This is a genomic window from Streptomyces sp. NPDC091281, from assembly GCF_044757425.1.
In the GTDB taxonomy this organism is placed as follows: domain Bacteria; phylum Actinomycetota; class Actinomycetes; order Streptomycetales; family Streptomycetaceae; genus Streptomyces.
In genome coordinates this window covers 104,120-120,942 of record NZ_JBIVUY010000002.1, presented here as the reverse complement: position 1 = coordinate 120,942, position 16,823 = coordinate 104,120, and the positions used below count along the sequence as shown (strand labels likewise).

Below are 16,823 nucleotides of genomic sequence, written 5' to 3'. Positions count from 1 at the left end.
GCCGCCCGCGGGCGGACGGCTCGCCGCCGCGCTACCGGTCGCTGTGTCCGGTCACTTCTTGCTGCTGTAGTTCGGCGCCTCGACCGTCATCTGGATGTCGTGCGGGTGGCTCTCCTTGAGGCCCGCCGAGGTGATCCGGACGAAGCGGCCGTTCTCCTGGAGGTCGGGCACGGTGCGGCCGCCGACGTAGAACATCGACTGGCGCAGGCCGCCGACCAGCTGGTGGACCACGGACGACAGCGGGCCGCGGTAGGGCACCTGGCCCTCGATGCCCTCGGGGATGAGCTGCTCGTCGGAGGCGACGCCCTCCTGGAAGTAGCGGTCCTTGGAGAACGACTTGCGCTCGCCGCGGGTCTGCATGGCGCCGAGGGAGCCCATGCCGCGGTACGACTTGAACTGCTTGCCGTTGATGAAGAGCAGCTCGCCCGGGGACTCCTCGCAGCCCGCGAGGAGGGAGCCCAGCATCACGGTGTCGGCGCCCGCGACGAGCGCCTTGGCGATGTCGCCGGAGTACTGGAGGCCGCCGTCGCCGATGACCGGGACGCCCGCGTCCTTGGCAGCGAGCGCGGCCTCGTAGATGGCGGTGACCTGCGGGACGCCGATACCGGCGACGACGCGGGTCGTACAGATGGAGCCCGGTCCGACGCCGACCTTGATGGCGTCGGCGCCCGCGTCGACGAGGGACTGGGCGCCGTCGCGGGTGGCGACGTTGCCGCCGATGACGTCGACGCGCGTGTGGTTGGACTTGATCTTGGCGATCATGTCGCCGACCAGGCGGGAGTGGCCGTGGGCGGTGTCGACGACGATGAAGTCGGCGCCCGCCTCGATGAGGGCCTGCGCGCGCTCGAAGGAGTCACCGGCGACGCCGACGGCGGCGCCGACCAGGAGGCGGCCCTCGGAGTCCTTCGCGGCGTGCGGGTACTTCTCCGCCTTGACGAAGTCCTTCACGGTGATGAGGCCCTTGAGGACGCCGTCGTCGTCGACCAGCGGCAGCTTCTCGATCTTGTGGCGGCGCAGCAGGTCCATGGCCTCGACGCCCGAGATGCCGACCTTGCCGGTGACGAGCGGCATCGGGGTCATGACCTCGCGGACGCGGCGCGCGCGGTCGGTCTCGAAGGCCATGTCGCGGTTGGTGACGATGCCGAGGAGCTTCTTGCCGCCGTCGGTGACGGGGACGCCGCTGATGCGGAACTTGGCGCAGATCGCGTCGGCCTCGGCGAGGGTGGCGTCCGGGTGGATGGTGATCGGGTCGGTCACCATGCCGGACTCGGAGCGCTTGACGAGGTCGACCTGGTTGGCCTGGTCCTCGATCGAGAGGTTGCGGTGCAGCACGCCGACGCCGCCCTGGCGGGCCATCGCGATCGCCATGCGCGACTCGGTGACCTTGTCCATGGCGGCGGACAGGAGCGGGATGTTGACCCGTACGTTCCGGGAGACATGCGAGGCGGTGTCGATCTCGTCGGGAGCCATGTCCGACGGGCCCGGCAGCAGCAGCACGTCGTCGTAGGTCAGCCCGAGGGTCGCGAATTTTCCGGGCACTCCGTCGACGTTGGCAGTCATGACACCTTCCCCAATGGCCTTGATCGGTGCGGATGTCCATGCTAACGGGAAGCACGGGTCCGGAATTCCACGGTCCGCGGCGCCCGCGGGCCCCGCCCCGCGCGGACGGCGGCCGCGTGATCTCGTGGGTGCGTACGGGGCGGGCGGCACCGGTGTTCACAGGGTGCCCCGCACGCACGCCTGTTGCGGGGTCCCGCCGGGCGTCCGCTACTGCTCGGCGAGGGCGCGGAGTCTGCTCAGGGCCCGGTGCTGGGCGACGCGGACGGCGCCGGGTGACATTCCCAACATCTGGCCGGTCTCCTCGGCGGTGAGGCCGACGGCGATGCGCAGCAGGAGCAGTTCGCGCTGGTTCTCGGGGAGGTTGGCCATGAGTTTCTTGGCCCATTCGGCGTCGCTGCTGAGCAGGGCGCGTTCCTCGGGGCCGAGGGAGTCGTCGGGGCGTTCCGGCATCTCGTCGGAGGGGACGGCGGTGGAGCCGGGGTGGCGCATGGCGGCGCGCTGGAGGTCGGCGACCTTGTGGGCGGCGATCGCGAAGACGAACGCCTCGAAGGGGCGGCCGGTGTCCTTGTAGCGCGGGAGGGCGAGGAGGACGGCGACGCAGACCTCCTGCGCGAGGTCCTCCACGAAGTGCCGGGCGTCGCCGGGGAGCCGGGACAGGCGGGTGCGGCAGTAGCGGAGCGCGAGGGGGTGGACGTGGGCGAGCAGGTCGTGGGTGGCCTGTTCGTCGCCGTCCACCGCGCGATGCACGAGGCCGCCGATCGCCCCGGGGGCACGGACCGCCTCGTCTTCGCGCATCGGTCCATGGTGCACTGCGGCCGGACCGGCCGCGGCACCGTGCCCGTCGTTGTGCACCGAAGCGTTATGAGCAGGTGCGCCGGAAGTCATCCCTTGCGCCCTCCCCTTCCGCTCGACCGACTCGTCCCCGAGGAACTCCACCCCTCAAGGATGCGGCATCCGCGACGAAACGAGCAGCGGGCACCCGGCGGCGGCCGGTCCGAGCCCGTCCGCCGGGCGGGTTGACGGGGGGCCGTGTCAGGCCCTCGACCCCACGCGAGCAGGGAGGTTCACCCATGCCCCGCTCCTGTTCACCGACGCCGGACCACTGCGGAAGTCGGTCGCGATCCGCCCCGCCGACGGACGAGGGCGGGGAGCCGACCGGGTGACGGGTGCCCCGGGCGCGTACCGGGGCGAGCACCCCGGACCTGAGGCGATACGGACATCGCGCCGCCCCGGAGAGCCCGTCGCCACCGACCGGTCCCGGTCGCCCGGCACCGGTCCGCGGCGCGGCATCCGGTACGCGATCCGCCGCACGGAGACCCGACCGCGCCCCTATCCGACACGCGGGCGGGAGTCCGTACGCCGTACGCGCCCGCCCGGCGCCGCGGCCCGCTCGCCCGCCGGACGGACCGACGGGCTGCGGCGCGGTCTAGCGGACCAGACCCCAGCGGAAGCCCAGGGCCACCGCGTGCGCGCGGTCCGAGGCGCCGAGCTTCTTGAAGAGGCGGCGCGCGTGGGTCTTGACCGTGTCCTCGGAGAGGAACAGCTCACGGCCGATCTCCGCGTTGGAGCGGCCGTGGCTCATGCCCTCCAGGACCTGGATCTCGCGCGCGGTGAGCGTGGGCGCCGCGCCCATCTCGGCCGAGCGCAGCCGCCGCGGGGCGAGCCGCCAGGTCGGGTCGGCGAGGGCCTGTGTGACGGTCGCGCGCAGTTCGGCGCGCGAGGCGTCCTTGTGCAGATAGCCGCGGGCGCCGGCGGCGACCGCGAGCGCGACGCCGTCGAGGTCCTCGGCGACGGTCAGCATGATGATGCGCGCGCCGGGGTCGGCGGACAGCAGCCGCCGGACGGTCTCGACACCGCCCAGGCCGGGCATGCGCACATCCATCAGGATCAGGTCGGATCGGTCGGCGCCCCAGCGGCGGAGGACTTCCTCGCCGTTGGCCGCCGTCGTCACGCGCTCGACGCCGGGAACGGTCGCGACCGCGCGGCGGAGCGCCTCTCGGGCAAGCGGGGAGTCGTCGCAGACGAGGACGGAAGTCATGGCCGCCCTCCGCAGCTGATGCGCGTCACCTTGTGCCTCCAGGCTGGTACGTATCGTCACCTGTGCGGTCGACCGTCTCGGACGCCTGCCCGAGCGTTTGTGTTCTCAACCGCCACCGCACTCTCAACGATGGTCACTCGAAAGAGTTACGGGGCTGCATGCACTCTTCGGCACTCTACGTGAGGGAGCGGACACGGCGGAGGCAGCCGCGCGGACCCTCAACCTTTCACCACAATCGACGCCCCGTTCGGCCCTATTTCTTCCCATTTACTGGTGTCTAAGGCTAGATTCGCAATGAGTCATATTTTCATCTCCTTAGATCGTAGTTGTACGGTCGTGGGCACCGTATCCGCTCAGCACGGCTACAAGGGGTCACGCAATGGCAGATTTCTCCCGCCTTCCCGGACCGAACGCGGACCTGTGGGACTGGCAGCTCCTCGCCGCCTGCCGCGGGGTGGACAGCTCGCTCTTCTTCCATCCGGAGGGCGAACGCGGGGCGGCCCGGAGCGCTCGCGAGAACTCGGCCAAGGAGGTCTGCATGAGGTGCCCGGTACGCGCGCAGTGCGCGGCGCACGCGTTGGCGGTGCGCGAGCCGTACGGCGTGTGGGGCGGGCTGACCGAGGACGAGCGCGAGGAACTCATGGGGCGGGCGCGGCACAGACTCGTGTCGGCGTCGGCTCCGCACGGGGGGCACAGCGACTCGAACAACTGAAGGAACGTTTCTCCGATACGGCGAGAGGGCACCTACGTCCACGGGTGCCCTCTTGTCGTGCTCCCCGCCGGACCGCACCGAGCGGGCGCGTACAACGGCCGTCCGGAGAGCTAGCGGGCCGCCGCGCGCGTGAGGCGGTCCAGGGTGGCCGCGACCGCGGGCACCTGGGCGAGGTCGGGCAGGGTGAGGGCGACGATCTCGCGGCGCACCGCGGGTTCCAGCGTCACGGCGACGGCGCCGCGGGGCCGGACGGACTCGACGGCGAGCTGGGGCAGGACGGCGACGCCGAGGCCCGCGCCGACCAGGCCGGCCACCGCCGGGTAGTCGTCGGTGGCGAAGTCGATGCGGGGGGTGAAGCCCGCGCCCTCGCAGACCTCGACCAGCTGGCCCCGGCAGCGCGGGCAGCCCGCGATCCAGGCCTCGCCCGCGAGTTCGCCGATGGCGAGGGACCTCGCGCGCGCGAGGCGGTGCCGTTCGGGGACGAGGGCGACCAGGCGGTCGGTGAGCAGCGGGCGGACCACCAGGTCGGCCCACTCCTCCGCGCCCGGCGCGTCCGTGTAGCGGAAGGCGAGGGCCACGTCGCAGTCGCCCGCGCGCAGCTTGTCGACCGACTCGGGCGGTTCGGCCTCCTCCAGCGAGACACGGGTGCCGGGGTGGTCGGCGCGCAGGGCGGCCAGCGCGGTGGGCACGAGGGTGGAGCTGCCGCTGGGGAAGGACACGAGCCGCACGCGCCCGGCCCGCAGGCCCGCGATGGCGGCGACCTCCTCCTCGGCGGCGGTGAGTCCGGCGATGATCCCGGCCGCGTGCCGGACCAGGGCCTCGCCCGCCTGGGTGAGCCGCATCTCGCGGCCGGTGCGCACCAGCAGCGGGGTGCCGACGGAGGTCTCCAGGGCCTTCATCTGCTGGCTGACCGCGGGCTGGGTGCAGCCCAGTTCGCGCCCCGCCGCTGAGAAGGAGCCGGTGGCGGCGACGGCGCGCAGGACGCGGAGATGACGGGCCTCGATCATCCAGCGAGCATAAGGGAGGCTTGGGTACGGGGGCGAATAATGCGTCGACACTTTGACCTGGGGTCGCCTACCGTGGCCGCATGAGGCTTCTGTCTGTGAACGTGGGGCGGGCGACGAGCGTGCCGTACACCGACCAGCCCGACGGGGTGACCGGTATCGACAAGCGGCCCGTCGAGGGGCCGGTGCGGGTGGCCGCGCCGGGGCCGAAGGGGATCGCGGGCAGCGGGGTCGCCGGGGACGCGGTGTGCCATCTGCGCCACCACGGCGGCAACGACCAGGCGGTGTACGCGGTCGCGCGCGAGGACCTGGACGACTGGGAGGGCGAGCTGGGCCGCCCGCTGCCCAACGGCTCCTTCGGCGAGAACCTGACCACGACCGGCCTGGACGTCTCCGGTGCGCTGGTCGGGGAGCGTTGGCTGATCGGCGCCGAGGTGGTGCTGGAGGTGACCTCGGGGCGGGTCCCGTGCCGGACCTTCCAGGGCCATCTGGGCGAGAAGGGCTGGGTCAGACGCTTCACGCGGAAGGCGGCGACAGGGGCGTATCTGCGGGTGATCGTGCCCGGTGAGATCCGGGCCGGGGACCCGGTGCGGCGGGTGCGGGTGCCGGACCACGGGGTGACCGCGCGGATGGAGTTCCTGGCGACCACCACCCGGCGCGACCTGCTGCCGGAACTGCTGGCGGCGGGCGAGGCGCTTCACCCGGAGGCGCGGGAGGCCGCGTTGGCGTACGTGGCGAAGTACGGGGACGGCGGCGTCCGGCGCGGTGCCGATGCCGTGGGCTGAGCCGCTGCCGGGGCGGGCCGCCGGGGGCGCCGGAGTGCGGGCGGGCGGCGGCCGGGAGGTCGGGAGCGGGGGCGCCGGGTCACTAACCTTGCCGCCATGACAACCGCTCTGATCACTGGTTCCACCGCGGGCATCGGAGCCGCCTTCGCGCGGCGGCTGGCGGCGGACGGGTACGACCTCGTCCTCGTCGCGCGGGACACCGCGCGGTTGCGCGAGCAGGCGACCGAGCTGCACGACCGGCACGGCATCGAGGCCGAGGTGCTCACCGCCGACCTGGCGACCGACGCGGGCATCGAGGCGGTGGCCGTGCGGCTCGGCGACCGCAGGAACCCCGTCGACCTGCTGGTCAACAACGCGGGCTTCGGCAACAAGGGCCGCTATCTCGACGTACCGATGGCCGACGAGCTGCGGATGCTGAAGGTGCACTGCGAGGCGGTGCTGCGGCTGACGTCGGCGGCGGCGGAGTCGATGCGCGAGCGCGGGCGCGGGGGTGTGGTGAACGTGGCGTCGGTGGCGGCGTTCCTGCCGCGCGGCACGTACGGGGCGTCCAAGGCGTGGGTCGTGCAGTTCACCCAGGGGGCGGCGCGGGATCTGGCGGACAGCGGCGTACGGCTGATGGCGCTCTGCCCCGGCTTCGTGCGGACGGAGTTCCACGAGCGGGCCGGGATGGGCACGGACAACATCCCCGGCTGGATGTGGCTGGACGCCGACAAGCTGGTCGCGGCGGCCCTCGACGACCTGGCCCGCGGCAAGTCGGTGTCGATTCCCGACCCCCGCTACAAGACGCTGATGGGCCTGGCGAAGGTGGTCCCGAGGCCACTGCTGGGCGGGATCAGCTCGCGCACGGGACGCAAGTACGGGCCGCAGTGACGTACGGCGGGCGGGGTGCGCGTGAGGCCCCGCTCCCGGCGCGGTGGGTGCGCGGGGGCGGGGCCTCACGGTGAGCGGGCCGCCCGGGGCCGGGGCCGCGGGCGGACGCGCTCAGGGGTGCCTCAGTGGGAGTGGCCGTGGCCGTGACCAGCGGCGGCCGGCTCCTCCTCTTCCTTCTTCTCGACGACCAGGGTCTCGGTCGTGAGGAGGAGGGAGGCGATGGAGGCGGCGTTCTCCAGGGCGGAGCGGGTGACCTTGACCGGGTCGATGACGCCGGCCTTGACCAGGTCGCCGTACTCGCCGGTGGCGGCGTTGTAGCCGCTGCCCTTCTCCAGCTCGGCGACCTTGGAGACGATGACGTAGCCCTCCAGGCCGGCGTTCTCGGCGATCCAGCGCAGCGGCTCGACGGCGGCCTTGCGGACCACGGAGACACCGGTGGCCTCGTCGCCGGTCTTGTCGAGGTTGCCCTCCAGGACCTTCACGGCGTGGACGAGCGCGGAGCCACCACCGGAGACGATGCCCTCCTCGACCGCGGCGCGGGTCGCGGAGATGGCGTCCTCCAGACGGTGCTTCTTCTCCTTCAGCTCCACCTCGGTGGCGGCGCCGACCTTGATGACGCACACGCCGCCCGCGAGCTTCGCGAGGCGCTCCTGGAGCTTCTCGCGGTCCCAGTCGGAGTCGGTGTTCTCGATCTCGGCCTTGATCTGCGCGACGCGGCCGGTCACGTTCTCCGAGGCACCGGCGCCGTCGACGACCGTGGTGTCGTCCTTGGTGACGGTGACGCGGCGGGCCGAGCCGAGGACGTCGACGCCGACCTGGTCGAGCTTGAGGCCGACCTCCTCGGCGATGACCTGGGCGCCGGTGAGGACGGCGAGGTCCTCCAGCATGGCCTTGCGGCGGTCACCGAAGCCGGGGGCCTTGACCGCGACCGCGTTGAAGGTGCCGCGGATCTTGTTCACGACCAGGGTCGACAGGGCCTCGCCCTCGACGTCCTCGGCGATGATCAGCAGCGGGCGGGAGGAGTTGGTCTGGATGACCTTCTCCAGCAGCGGCAGCAGGTCGGCGATGGAGGAGATCTTGCCCTGGTTGATGAGGATGTAGGGGTCCTCCAGGACGGCCTCCATGCGCTCCTGGTCCGTCACGAAGTACGGCGACAGGTAGCCCTTGTCGAAGGCCATGCCCTCGGTGAAGTCCAGCTCCAGACCGAAGGTGTTGGACTCCTCGACGGTGATGACACCGTCCTTGCCGACCTTGTCCATCGCCTCGGCGATCAGCTCGCCGACCTGCTGGTCCTGGGCGGAGAGACCGGCGACGGCGGCGATGTCGGACTTCTCGTCGATCGGGCGGGCCGAGGCGAGCAGCTCGTCGGAGACCGCCTTGACGGCCGCGTCGATGCCCTTCTTCAGCAGCGCCGGGGAGGCACCCGCGGCGACGTTCTTCAGGCCCTCGCGCACGAGCGCCTGGGCGAGCACGGTGGCGGTGGTGGTGCCGTCGCCCGCGATGTCGTTGGTCTTGGTCGCCACCTCCTTCACCAGCTGGGCACCGAGGTTCTCGTACGGGTCCTCGATCTCCACCTCACGCGCGATGGTGACACCGTCGTTGGTGATGGTGGGAGCGCCGAACTTCTTGTCGATGACGACGTTGCGGCCCTTGGGGCCGATCGTCACCTTGACCGTGTCGGCAAGCTTGTTGACGCCGCGCTCGAGGGCGCGACGGGCGTCCTCGTCGAACTTCAGGATCTTCGCCATGACAGCGGGAGCCCTCTCCGGAGTTGGTGGTGAAATGACGCTGCGCCCCCGACGCCCGGCTGATTAGTGGTCGCGGGGGCCAAGGGCGCAGCGTGGTGGTGCGGGTGAGGCGGGCGGCACGCGGTGCGCGCCGGGTGCCTCGGGTGGTGCGAGGTGACTACTTCTCGATGATCGCGAGGACGTCGCGGGCCGAGAGGACGAGGTACTCCTCGCCGTTGTACTTCACCTCGGTGCCGCCGTACTTGCTGTAGAGCACGACGTCGCCGACCTTGACGTCGAGCGGCAGGCGCTCGCCGTTCTCGAAGCGGCCCGGACCGACGGCGAGGACGGCGCCCTCCTGGGGCTTCTCCTTCGCGGTGTCCGGGATGACCAGGCCGGAGGCCGTGGTCTGCTCGGCGTCGAGCGGCTGGACCACGATGCGGTCCTCGAGCGGCTTGATGGCAACCTTGGAGCTGGCGGTCGTCACGATCCGACCTCCCCCTTCGGAGATCTCACGGGGTTAACTGTCTGAGGTGGCGACCAGGAGGGTCCGTCGTCGCGGGTGCCGGACCTGCCCGTCGCTGTGTTGGCACTCTCCAGTGGGGAGTGCCAGACCCGAGACTATGACCGCGATTAGCACTCGGTCAAGCGGAGTGCCAGTGGAGCGCCGCCGGGGCGGCCCGCCGGGAGGGCGGGGCGGGCCGGGGACGGTCGGCGGGCCGGGTCAGAGACGGTCCGCCAGGCGGCCCACCGTGAGGCCCGCCCCCTGCACCGCGCGCAGCAGCCGTACGGTGCGTTCCCGCAGGCCGGGGCCGGTGGCGAGGTCGGGGTCGACGGCGACGACGTCGCCGGGGCGCAGCCGGTGGGGGCCGTCGGTGAAGGTGAGCCCGGTGGGGCCCATGACGGCGCGGGCCAGGACGAGCGCGGCGATCCGGCAGTCGGCGGCGGCGCGGCGCGTCGTGGTGTCGTACGTCCCGTAGGGCGGCCGGAGGTAGCGGGGGCGCAGGCCGAAGCGGGCGGCGAGTTTGTCCTGCTGGCCGCAGATCTCGGCGCGCTGTCCGGCGTACGGGAGGCCGCGCAGGGCGGTGTGGTGGAGGGTGTGGTTCTGGAGGTCGGCGCCGACCGAGCGCAGCCGGGCGAAGTGGGCGTAGCCGGGGCCGGTGACGTCGGCGGTGAGGAACAGGCTGACCGGGAGCCGCAGTTCGCGGACGAGGTCGACGAAGCGGGGGTCGCGTTCGGCGCCGTCGTCGAAGGTGAGGAAGACCACCGGGTCGCGGGTGGGGACCCGGTCCACGACCGGGGCGAGGGGGCGCCCGGCGCGGTCACGGGCGGTGGGCGGCGCGGCGGGGGCCGCGGAGGGGGCGGGGGCCGGGGTGAGCGGGGCGGTGAGGCCCCAGCGGCGGTACGGCGGGAGCGTGGCGGCGGGGTCCGGCGGGCGGGCGCTCGCGGCCCGGACGCTCGCCGGGTGGGCGCCCGGAAGGCCCGCGGCACCGGCGGGCGGCCGGGCGCAGCCGGTCAGCGGCAGGGCGAGCGCCAGGGCGAGGCCGAGCACGAGGGCGCGGGCACGCGTGCGTGCGGGCAGGGGGGCGGCCGGGGCCCGCCCGCGCGCGGACCGGGGGCTCGGCCACCGCGGGGCCCGCGCGTCCCGCCCGGACGTCGCCGCGCCCCTCTCCCGGACCGGCCCCGGACCGCCGCGGCTCACAGATAGTCCTCCAGCCGGGCCACCGCGTACCCCTTCTCGGTGACCAGGGCCATGAAGCGGCGGATCATGTCGGGCATGGCGCCCTTCCACTCGTCGCGGCCGCGGAAGTGGGTGAGGACGATGTCGCCGGGGTGGAGGTCGCGGTCCCACTCGCGGTAGTCCCACTTGTCGACGAAGACCTCCTCGCTCCAGAGCGGGACGTACTTCACGCCGCAGGACTTGGCGATCTTCAGGGTGTCGCGGTTGTAGTTGCCGAACGGCGGCCGGAACAGCGCGGGGCGCTCGCCGTACTGCTTCTCGATCACGTCCTGCATGCCGCAGATCTCGCGCTTCTGGCGGCTGTAGGACAGGCCGGGCAGGTAGGGGTGGGTCAGGGTGTGGTTGTTCAGGGAGACGCCGCGGCCCCGCATGTCCTTGAAGTACCCGTAGTCTTCCTTGGCGAGGTAGTCGCTGAGGAAGGCGGTGTACGGGATCTTCAGGTCGCTCATCATGCGCAGGAACTCGGGGTCCTTCTCGGCGCCGTCGTCGATGGTGAGGAAGACGACCTTGTCCTCGGTCGGGACGGTGGTGAAGACCGGGGGGAGGCCCAGTTCCTCGTGGTCGGCGACCTCGAAGCCCTCGCGCGTGGTGATCTCCGGCTTCTCGGCGGGCGGCGCGGGCGGGGCGAGCGGGACCTTCTTCAGCCCCCAGCGCTTGGCGGCCGCCGCGCGCGCGGTGTACTCGGCGCGCAGCTTGGCCGCGTAGCCGTGCAGGGCGCGCGCGGGCGGGGCCTCGGGGGCCTGCTGACCGGCGGCGGGCGGGGCGGCGGTGCCGGGGCCGGAGGCGCAGCCCGAGGCGAGCGCGGCGAGGGCGAGGAGACCGACGACGGCCGGGAGCCCGGCGCGTGCCGCGCGCGTGCGACGCGCGCGTCCCGACCGCGTCCCCTGTGCGCCGTTTTTGTCATTTTGTACGACTGATCCCATGGCGCCGGATCTTCCCAGCCCCCGCCGCCCGCGCCCGCCCGACACCGCCGTCGGCGCCGCACCGTCCACCGACTGGCCCACAATGAGCCGGTGAACGACCTCGCCCCGCTCCTCACCCCCGAGGGCCGCGCCCTCCTCGACGCCGTCCGCGGCACCGACCCCGCCGACGAACTCGCCGTCGCCACCCGGCTCCGCCGCGAGCACCCCGCCGAGCTGGTCTCGGCGGCCCTCGGCCAGGCGCGGCTGCGGCAGCGCGCGGCGGCCAAGTTCGGCCCCGAGGACGCGGGGCGGATGTTCTTCACCCCGAGCGGCGTCGAGCAGTCGACCCGGGCGAGCGTCGCCGCGTACCGGGCCGGGCGGCTGCGGGAGCTGGGGGTGACCTCGGTGGCCGACCTGTGCTGCGGGATCGGCGGCGACGCGCTCGCGCTGGCCCGTGCCGGGATCAGGGTCCTCGCCGTGGACCGGGACCCGCTGACGGCGGCGGTGGCGCGGGCCAACGCCGGGGCGCTCGGCCTCGACGGGCTGATCGAGGTGCGCGAGGCCGACGTCACCGAGGTCGACACCGCCGGGTACGACGCCGTGTTCGTCGACCCGGCCCGGCGGGGCGGCCGGGGCCGCGGCGGGCGGATCTTCGACCCGGAGGCCTACTCGCCACCGCTGTCCTGGGCGATCGGCGCCGCGCTGAAGGCCCCGTACGCCGTCCTGAAGATCGCGCCGGGCGTGCCGCACGAGGTGATTCCGGCGGCGGCGGAGGCGGAGTGGATCTCCGACGGCGGGGACGTGAAGGAGGCAGTGCTCTGGTTCGGGACCGCGCCGGGCGCGGTGCGCGCCACCCTGCTGCCCGGCCCGCGCACCCTCCTCGGCGCGGGCCTGCCCGACCCGGCGGTCCGCCCGGTCGGCCGCTGGCTGTACGAGCCCGACGGCGCCGTCGTCCGCGCCCATCTCGTCGCCGACGTCGCCCGCGACCTGGACGGCGGCCTGATCGACGCGACGATCGCCTACGTCACCGCCGACACGCTCCGCCCGACGCCGTACGCCACCGCGTACGAGATCACCGACGTGCTGCCCTTCAACGTCAAGAAGCTCAAGGCGCTGCTGCGCGAGCGCGGGGTCGGCGTCCTGACCGTGAAGAAGCGGGGGTCGGCGGTGGAGCCGGAGGAGCTGCGCCGCAAAGTGAAGCCGCAGGGGCCGCACGCGGCGACGGTCTTCCTGACGCGGGTCGCGGGCGCCCCCACGATGCTGATCGGCCGGCCGGCCTGAACGGACCCCGGCTGGGAGCGCTCAGCCCCGCCGGGCCCCGGCCGCCGCAGCGGCGGCCGCCGCGCACCGGCCCGGTGCCTTCTTCCGGGACGGCGCCGGACCCGTGCGGCGCGGGTCCGGCTCCGGCGGCACGGCGGAAGGCCCGCGCGCCCCGCGGACGGCCCTCGCCGCCCCGGCGGTCCCGATGGTCCCAGCGGTCGCGGTGGTCGAGGCGGTCGAGGCGGTCCTCACGCGCGTTCCAGGGAGCGCCACAGCTCGGTCGCCTCGGGCTCGTCGGCGACGACCCGGTTGGGGTCGGAGGGGGCCGGGACGACGGGCAGCATGACGGTGGTGACGTTCGCGGACGACAAACCGGAGAGGCTGCGGGCGAGACCGGTCAGCTCGGAGAGGGAGTCGAGGCCGGTGTCGGTGGTGAGGCTGCGGGTGGCCGCGTCCGCGACCCGGTAGAGCCGGGTGGGGCTGGTCAGCAGGCCGTTCGCGGCGATCTGGTCCAGCAGGGCCTTCACCAGGTCCTGCTGGAGGCCTATCCGGCCGAGGTCGCTGCCGTCCCCGATGCCGTGCCGGGTGCGGGCGAGGGCGAGCGCGTCGGTGCCGTCGAGGTGGTGGGTGCCCGCCGCGAGGTCCAGGTGGCTGTCCTCGTCGTGGATGTCCTCGTCGGTGGTGACGGTGACCCCGCCCAGGGCGTCGACGAGCCGGGCGAAGCCCGAGAAGTCGACCTCGACGAAGTGGTCCATCCGGATGTCGGTGATCGACTCGACGGTCTTCACCGCGCAGACCGGACCGCCCACCGCGTAGGCGGTGTTGAACATCACCCCGTACGCGGGGCCGGTCGAGCCGCCCGACTCGCGCGGGCAGGACGGGCGGTCCACCAGGGTGTCGCGCGGGATGCTCACCACGGTCGCCCGCGTGCGGCCCGCGTCGAGGTGGACGACCATCGCGGTGTCGGAGCGGGCTCCGCCGGAGTCGCCGCCGCCCAGCGCCCGGTTGGCGCCGTCGCGCGAGTCCGAGCCGAGGACCAGGATGTTGAGGGCGCCGGTGGCGACGGGCGCCTCGGAGGCCGTGCCGGACGGCGTCGGCGTGGTCATCGCGCGGGCGGGCCGGTTGTCGCCGAGCGCGCTGTCGACGTCCACGCTGCGGATGTTGCCGTCGAGATGCCGGTACGCCCAGCCCGCCGCGGCGGCGCCCAGCACCAGCACCCCCGCCAGGCCGAGGCCGACGGCTCTCACCACCCGCGTCCGCCGGGCGCGCGCCGGCGGCCCCTCCCCGCCCGACTGCGCCTGCGCGTCCTTGTGTCCGGTCACACAAAGAACGTACGTCCGAATTATTAGCGCACTGTTAGGAAGACTGCCCGGTACGGCACTTCTTCGGAAAATCTCATGAGGCGGGGTCGTCGTACGGAGCGTTAAGCGGGTTCCGTGGCGGAGCCCGAGTCCGGCTGCTCCGTGCCGTCCGCCGACTCGAACCGCCAGCGGTGGACCGGACGCCCGATCAGCTCGGGCCCGGGGTCGGGCAGTTCGGGCAGGTCGGCGTCGTACGGCGCGTCCCACCAGGTGATGACGAGCACCCGCTCCCCCGGCGCGCGGAACGTCTCCCGGCGCGGGGGCGCGGGCGTCAGCACGCGGGAGCGGGCCCAGGCGAGCAGGTCGGCGCCCCGGCCCTCCGCCGCACGCGCCTCCCACATCAACGCGACCGTCATGATCCCGCCTCCCTCACGCACGCCGTCCTCACGCACGCCGTCCTCACGAGTAGAGGTTGTCCTTGCTGACCTCGTGCACGTGGTCGTGGTCGTGGCCGTGCGCGTGCGTGTGACCGTGGCCGGGGACGTGCGGGTCGGTCACCGGGAGGGACGAGTCGGCCGACAGGTCCCAGTCGGAGGCGGACCGGCCGCGCGCGACCATCTCCGCGCCGAGGGCGGCGACCATCGCGCCGTTGTCCGTGCAGAGCTTGGGGCGCGGCACGCGCAGCCTGATCCCGGCCGCCTCGCAGCGCTCCTGGGCGAGCGCGCGCAGCCGCGAGTTGGCCGCCACGCCGCCGCCGATCATCAGGTGGTCGACGCCCTCGTCCCGGCACGCCCGGACGGCCTTGCGGGTCAGGACGTCCACCACGGCCTCCTGGAAGGACGCGGCGACGTCCCGCACCGGCACCTCCTCGCCCGCCGCGCGCTTCGCCTCGATCCAGCGGGCGACGGCCGTCTTGAGCCCGGAGAAGGAGAAGTCGTACGCCGGGTCGCGCGGCCCGGTCAGGCCGCGCGGGAAGGAGATCGCGGTCGGGTCGCCCTCGCGCGCGTACCGGTCGATGACCGGGCCGCCGGGGAAGCCGAGGTTCAGCACGCGGGCGATCTTGTCGAAGGCCTCGCCCGCCGCGTCGTCGATGGTGGCGCCCATCGGGCGGACGTCGGAGGTGATGTCGCTGGAGAGCAGCAGCGAGGAGTGGCCGCCGCTGACGAGCAGCGCCATCGTCGGCTCGGGCAGCGGGCCGTGCTCCAGCTGGTCGACGCAGATGTGCGAGGCGAGGTGGTTGACGCCGTAGAGCGGCTTGCCGAGGGCGTACGCGTACGCCTTGGCCGCCGAGACGCCGACCAGGAGGGCGCCCGCGAGGCCGGGACCGGCGGTCACGGCGATGCCGTCGAGGTCGCGGGCGGAGACCCCGGCCTCCTTGAGGGCGCGGTCGATGGTGGGGACCATCGCCTCCAGGTGGGCGCGGCTGGCCACCTCGGGGACGACGCCGCCGAAGCGGGCGTGCTCGTCGACGCTGGAGGCGATCGCGTCGGCCAGCAGGGTGGTGCCGCGCACGACCCCGACGCCGGTCTCGTCACAGGAGGTCTCGATCCCCAGGACCAGGGGTTCGTCAGCCATTGATCTCGGTTCCTCGTACGCCGTTCAGGGAGGTGGACGGGTCGGTCAGGCGCATCACCAGGGCGTCCACGTTCCCCGGCTGGTAGTAGCCCCGCCTGAAGCCGATGGGCTCGAAGCCGAAGCGTTCGTAGAGCTTCTGGGCGCGCGTGTTGTCGACGCGGCACTCCAGGAGGACCTCGGCGCACTCGAAGGCGGTCGCGGCGGCGAGGAGTTCGGTGAGCAGCCGTCCGCCGAGGCCGGTCCCCCAGTGGTCCCGGGCGACGGCGATGGTCTGGACGTCGGCGAAGTCGCCGGAGGAGGCGAGGCCCGCGTAGCCGACGATCCGGCGGTCGGCGGTCCCGGCGGTCTCGGCGACCAGGTAGCGGCGGGTGGCCTCGGGGCCGCGGGAATGCGCCAGCTCGGACCAGAACATGCCGCGCGACCAGGCGTCCTCGGGGAAGAGTGCCTTCTCCAGCTCCAGCACGGGGTCGATGTCCCACCAGCGCATCTCGCGCAGCGCGGGGGTGGCGGGTGCGGTCACTTGGGGGTGACCACCTTGTAGTTCTTGGGGACCTGGGCGTCGGGGCGGCGCAGGTAGAGGGGGCGCGGCTCGGGCAGTTCCTCGCCCGCGGCGAGCCGTTCGGCGGCCAGGGCGGCGAGGGCGGCGGCGGAGACGTGCTCCGGCGCGTGCGGGGCCGGGAAGGTGTCCGGGTAGAGCAGGGCGCCCGCGCCGACGGCCGGGAGTCCGGCGACCTCGTCGGCGATGTCGGCGGGCCGGTCGACGGCGGGCCCGGTGAGCCGGGTGCGGGAGTCGGCGTAGCGGGCCCAGTAGACCTCCTTGCGGCGGGCGTCGGTCGCCACGACGAAGGGGCCGTCGAGGTCGGCGGCGTACGCGAGGCCGTCCAGGGTGCACACGCCGTGCACGGGGACGCCGAGGGCGAGGCCGAAGGTGTCGGCGGTCATCAGGCCGACGCGCAGCCCGGTGTACGGGCCGGGGCCGACGCCGACGACGACCGCGGTGACGGCGTCGAGACGGCGGCCCGCCTCGGCGAGGAGGCGGTCGACGGCGGGCAGCAGGAGTTCACCGTGCCGCCGCGCGTCCACCTGGCTCGACGAGGCGATGACGTCGGTGCCGTCGTGCAGGGCGACGGTGACGGCGGGGGTGGCGGTATCCAGAGCGAGCAAGAGCACGCAAACAGCCTACGGCTCCGCGGGCCCGGTGTCGGAAATCGGGCGGTCCGCCGCCGGGCGCGGGGGCCGGGCGGGCGGCGCGGCGGCTGCTAACGTCGCGCGGGTCCGCCCTGCGACATGTGGGGCGTGACGGGTGGCACGGGACATTTCACCGGACAGTGCGTACGGCGGGAAGGCG

At 73.5% G+C, this 16,823-nt stretch carries 17 protein-coding genes; 4 read left to right on the top strand and 13 right to left on the bottom strand.

Annotation, left to right across the window (positions count from 1 at the left end; translation table 11 throughout):
- Positions 1 to 51: 51 nt before the first annotated feature.
- The 3 genes from guaB to ACIQPQ_RS05070 all read right to left on the bottom strand — a co-directional run bounded on the left by guaB (position 52) and on the right by ACIQPQ_RS05070 (position 3,598).
- Entirely contained in the window at positions 52 to 1,560 is a 1,509-nt protein-coding gene (gene guaB, locus ACIQPQ_RS05080) for an IMP dehydrogenase (RefSeq protein WP_401299854.1), read from the bottom strand.
- Between the two features lie 207 nt (positions 1,561 to 1,767).
- The gene (locus ACIQPQ_RS05075; RefSeq protein ID WP_356560271.1) at positions 1,768 to 2,355 is read right to left on the bottom strand and encodes a sigma-70 family RNA polymerase sigma factor; all 588 of its coding nucleotides are present in this window, start codon (positions 2,353 to 2,355) and stop codon (positions 1,768 to 1,770) included.
- A gap of 631 nt (positions 2,356 to 2,986) precedes the next feature.
- Positions 2,987 to 3,598, bottom strand: a complete 612-nt coding sequence (locus ACIQPQ_RS05070; protein ID WP_003948568.1) for a response regulator transcription factor — start codon at positions 3,596 to 3,598, stop codon at positions 2,987 to 2,989.
- 379 nt (positions 3,599 to 3,977) lie between these two features.
- Between ACIQPQ_RS05070 and ACIQPQ_RS05065 the strand changes: the two genes are divergently transcribed.
- On the top strand, positions 3,978 to 4,310 hold the full coding sequence (locus ACIQPQ_RS05065; RefSeq protein WP_401299851.1) for a WhiB family transcriptional regulator: 333 nt from the start codon (positions 3,978 to 3,980) through the stop codon (positions 4,308 to 4,310).
- A gap of 110 nt (positions 4,311 to 4,420) precedes the next feature.
- Here ACIQPQ_RS05065 and ACIQPQ_RS05060 read toward each other — a convergent pair whose 3' ends face one another.
- The gene (locus ACIQPQ_RS05060; protein ID WP_401299848.1) at positions 4,421 to 5,317 is read right to left on the bottom strand and encodes a LysR family transcriptional regulator; all 897 of its coding nucleotides are present in this window, start codon (positions 5,315 to 5,317) and stop codon (positions 4,421 to 4,423) included.
- An 80-nt stretch (positions 5,318 to 5,397) separates the two neighbouring features.
- Here ACIQPQ_RS05060 and ACIQPQ_RS05055 point away from each other — a divergent pair, with 80 nt between their 5' ends.
- Positions 5,398 to 6,099, top strand: a complete 702-nt coding sequence (locus tag ACIQPQ_RS05055) for an MOSC domain-containing protein (RefSeq protein ID WP_401299845.1) — start codon at positions 5,398 to 5,400, stop codon at positions 6,097 to 6,099.
- 96 nt (positions 6,100 to 6,195) lie between these two features.
- Entirely contained in the window at positions 6,196 to 6,969 is a 774-nt protein-coding gene (locus ACIQPQ_RS05050) for an SDR family NAD(P)-dependent oxidoreductase (protein WP_401299842.1), read from the top strand.
- A gap of 122 nt (positions 6,970 to 7,091) precedes the next feature.
- On the opposite strand, the gene groL is transcribed toward ACIQPQ_RS05050, so the two are convergent.
- From groL to ACIQPQ_RS05030, 4 genes are all read right to left on the bottom strand, one after another.
- Positions 7,092 to 8,717: a chaperonin GroEL gene (groL, locus tag ACIQPQ_RS05045; RefSeq protein ID WP_401299840.1), complete on the bottom strand. Its 1,626-nt coding sequence runs from the start codon at positions 8,715 to 8,717 to the stop codon at positions 7,092 to 7,094.
- A 157-nt stretch (positions 8,718 to 8,874) separates the two neighbouring features.
- Complete coding sequence (gene groES / locus ACIQPQ_RS05040; protein WP_039652762.1) at positions 8,875 to 9,183, bottom strand: co-chaperone GroES; 309 nt, start codon at positions 9,181 to 9,183, stop codon at positions 8,875 to 8,877.
- Between the two features lie 237 nt (positions 9,184 to 9,420).
- Positions 9,421 to 10,248, bottom strand: coding sequence for a polysaccharide deacetylase family protein (locus ACIQPQ_RS05035; RefSeq protein ID WP_401299837.1), 828 nt, complete (start codon positions 10,246 to 10,248; stop codon positions 9,421 to 9,423).
- Positions 10,249 to 10,394: 146 nt separating this feature from the next.
- Positions 10,395 to 11,360, bottom strand: coding sequence for a polysaccharide deacetylase family protein (locus ACIQPQ_RS05030; protein ID WP_401299834.1), 966 nt, complete (start codon positions 11,358 to 11,360; stop codon positions 10,395 to 10,397).
- 90 nt (positions 11,361 to 11,450) lie between these two features.
- On the opposite strand from ACIQPQ_RS05030, the gene ACIQPQ_RS05025 reads away from it, so the two are divergent.
- On the top strand, positions 11,451 to 12,620 hold the full coding sequence (locus ACIQPQ_RS05025; protein WP_401299832.1) for a methyltransferase domain-containing protein: 1,170 nt from the start codon (positions 11,451 to 11,453) through the stop codon (positions 12,618 to 12,620).
- A 227-nt stretch (positions 12,621 to 12,847) separates the two neighbouring features.
- Here ACIQPQ_RS05025 and ACIQPQ_RS05020 read toward each other — a convergent pair whose 3' ends face one another.
- The 5 genes from ACIQPQ_RS05020 to tsaB form a co-directional block, all read right to left on the bottom strand.
- Complete coding sequence (locus tag ACIQPQ_RS05020) at positions 12,848 to 13,921, bottom strand: LCP family protein (protein WP_383773863.1); 1,074 nt, start codon at positions 13,919 to 13,921, stop codon at positions 12,848 to 12,850.
- Between the two features lie 101 nt (positions 13,922 to 14,022).
- Positions 14,023 to 14,316, bottom strand: a complete 294-nt coding sequence (locus tag ACIQPQ_RS05015) for a hypothetical protein (protein WP_401299829.1) — start codon at positions 14,314 to 14,316, stop codon at positions 14,023 to 14,025.
- A 43-nt stretch (positions 14,317 to 14,359) separates the two neighbouring features.
- Complete coding sequence (gene tsaD, locus ACIQPQ_RS05010; RefSeq protein ID WP_401299826.1) at positions 14,360 to 15,475, bottom strand: tRNA (adenosine(37)-N6)-threonylcarbamoyltransferase complex transferase subunit TsaD; 1,116 nt, start codon at positions 15,473 to 15,475, stop codon at positions 14,360 to 14,362.
- Complete coding sequence (rimI, locus tag ACIQPQ_RS05005; RefSeq protein ID WP_401299823.1) at positions 15,468 to 15,995, bottom strand: ribosomal protein S18-alanine N-acetyltransferase; 528 nt, start codon at positions 15,993 to 15,995, stop codon at positions 15,468 to 15,470. Before rimI ends, tsaD begins: the two co-directional genes overlap by 8 nt.
- A complete protein-coding gene (gene tsaB / locus ACIQPQ_RS05000) occupies positions 15,992 to 16,645 on the bottom strand; it encodes a tRNA (adenosine(37)-N6)-threonylcarbamoyltransferase complex dimerization subunit type 1 TsaB (protein ID WP_383773855.1) in 654 nt (217 codons plus the stop codon). Before tsaB ends, rimI begins: the two co-directional genes overlap by 4 nt.
- Positions 16,646 to 16,823: the final 178 nt, after the last annotated feature.

Coding starts and splice junctions, on each gene's coding strand:
- guaB (WP_401299854.1), bottom strand. CDS start 1,560: ATGACTGCCAACGTCGACGGAGTGCCCGGAAAATTCGCGACCCTCGGG.
- ACIQPQ_RS05075 (WP_356560271.1), bottom strand. CDS start 2,355: ATGCGCGAAGACGAGGCGGTCCGTGCCCCCGGGGCGATCGGCGGCCTC.
- ACIQPQ_RS05070 (WP_003948568.1), bottom strand. CDS start 3,598: ATGACTTCCGTCCTCGTCTGCGACGACTCCCCGCTTGCCCGAGAGGCG.
- ACIQPQ_RS05065 (WP_401299851.1), top strand. CDS start 3,978: ATGGCAGATTTCTCCCGCCTTCCCGGACCGAACGCGGACCTGTGGGAC.
- ACIQPQ_RS05060 (WP_401299848.1), bottom strand. CDS start 5,317: ATGATCGAGGCCCGTCATCTCCGCGTCCTGCGCGCCGTCGCCGCCACC.
- ACIQPQ_RS05055 (WP_401299845.1), top strand. CDS start 5,398: ATGAGGCTTCTGTCTGTGAACGTGGGGCGGGCGACGAGCGTGCCGTAC.
- ACIQPQ_RS05050 (WP_401299842.1), top strand. CDS start 6,196: ATGACAACCGCTCTGATCACTGGTTCCACCGCGGGCATCGGAGCCGCC.
- groL (WP_401299840.1), bottom strand. CDS start 8,717: ATGGCGAAGATCCTGAAGTTCGACGAGGACGCCCGTCGCGCCCTCGAG.
- ACIQPQ_RS05030 (WP_401299834.1), bottom strand. CDS start 11,360: ATGGGATCAGTCGTACAAAATGACAAAAACGGCGCACAGGGGACGCGG.
- ACIQPQ_RS05015 (WP_401299829.1), bottom strand. CDS start 14,316: ATGACGGTCGCGTTGATGTGGGAGGCGCGTGCGGCGGAGGGCCGGGGC.
- tsaD (WP_401299826.1), bottom strand. CDS start 15,475: ATGGCTGACGAACCCCTGGTCCTGGGGATCGAGACCTCCTGTGACGAG.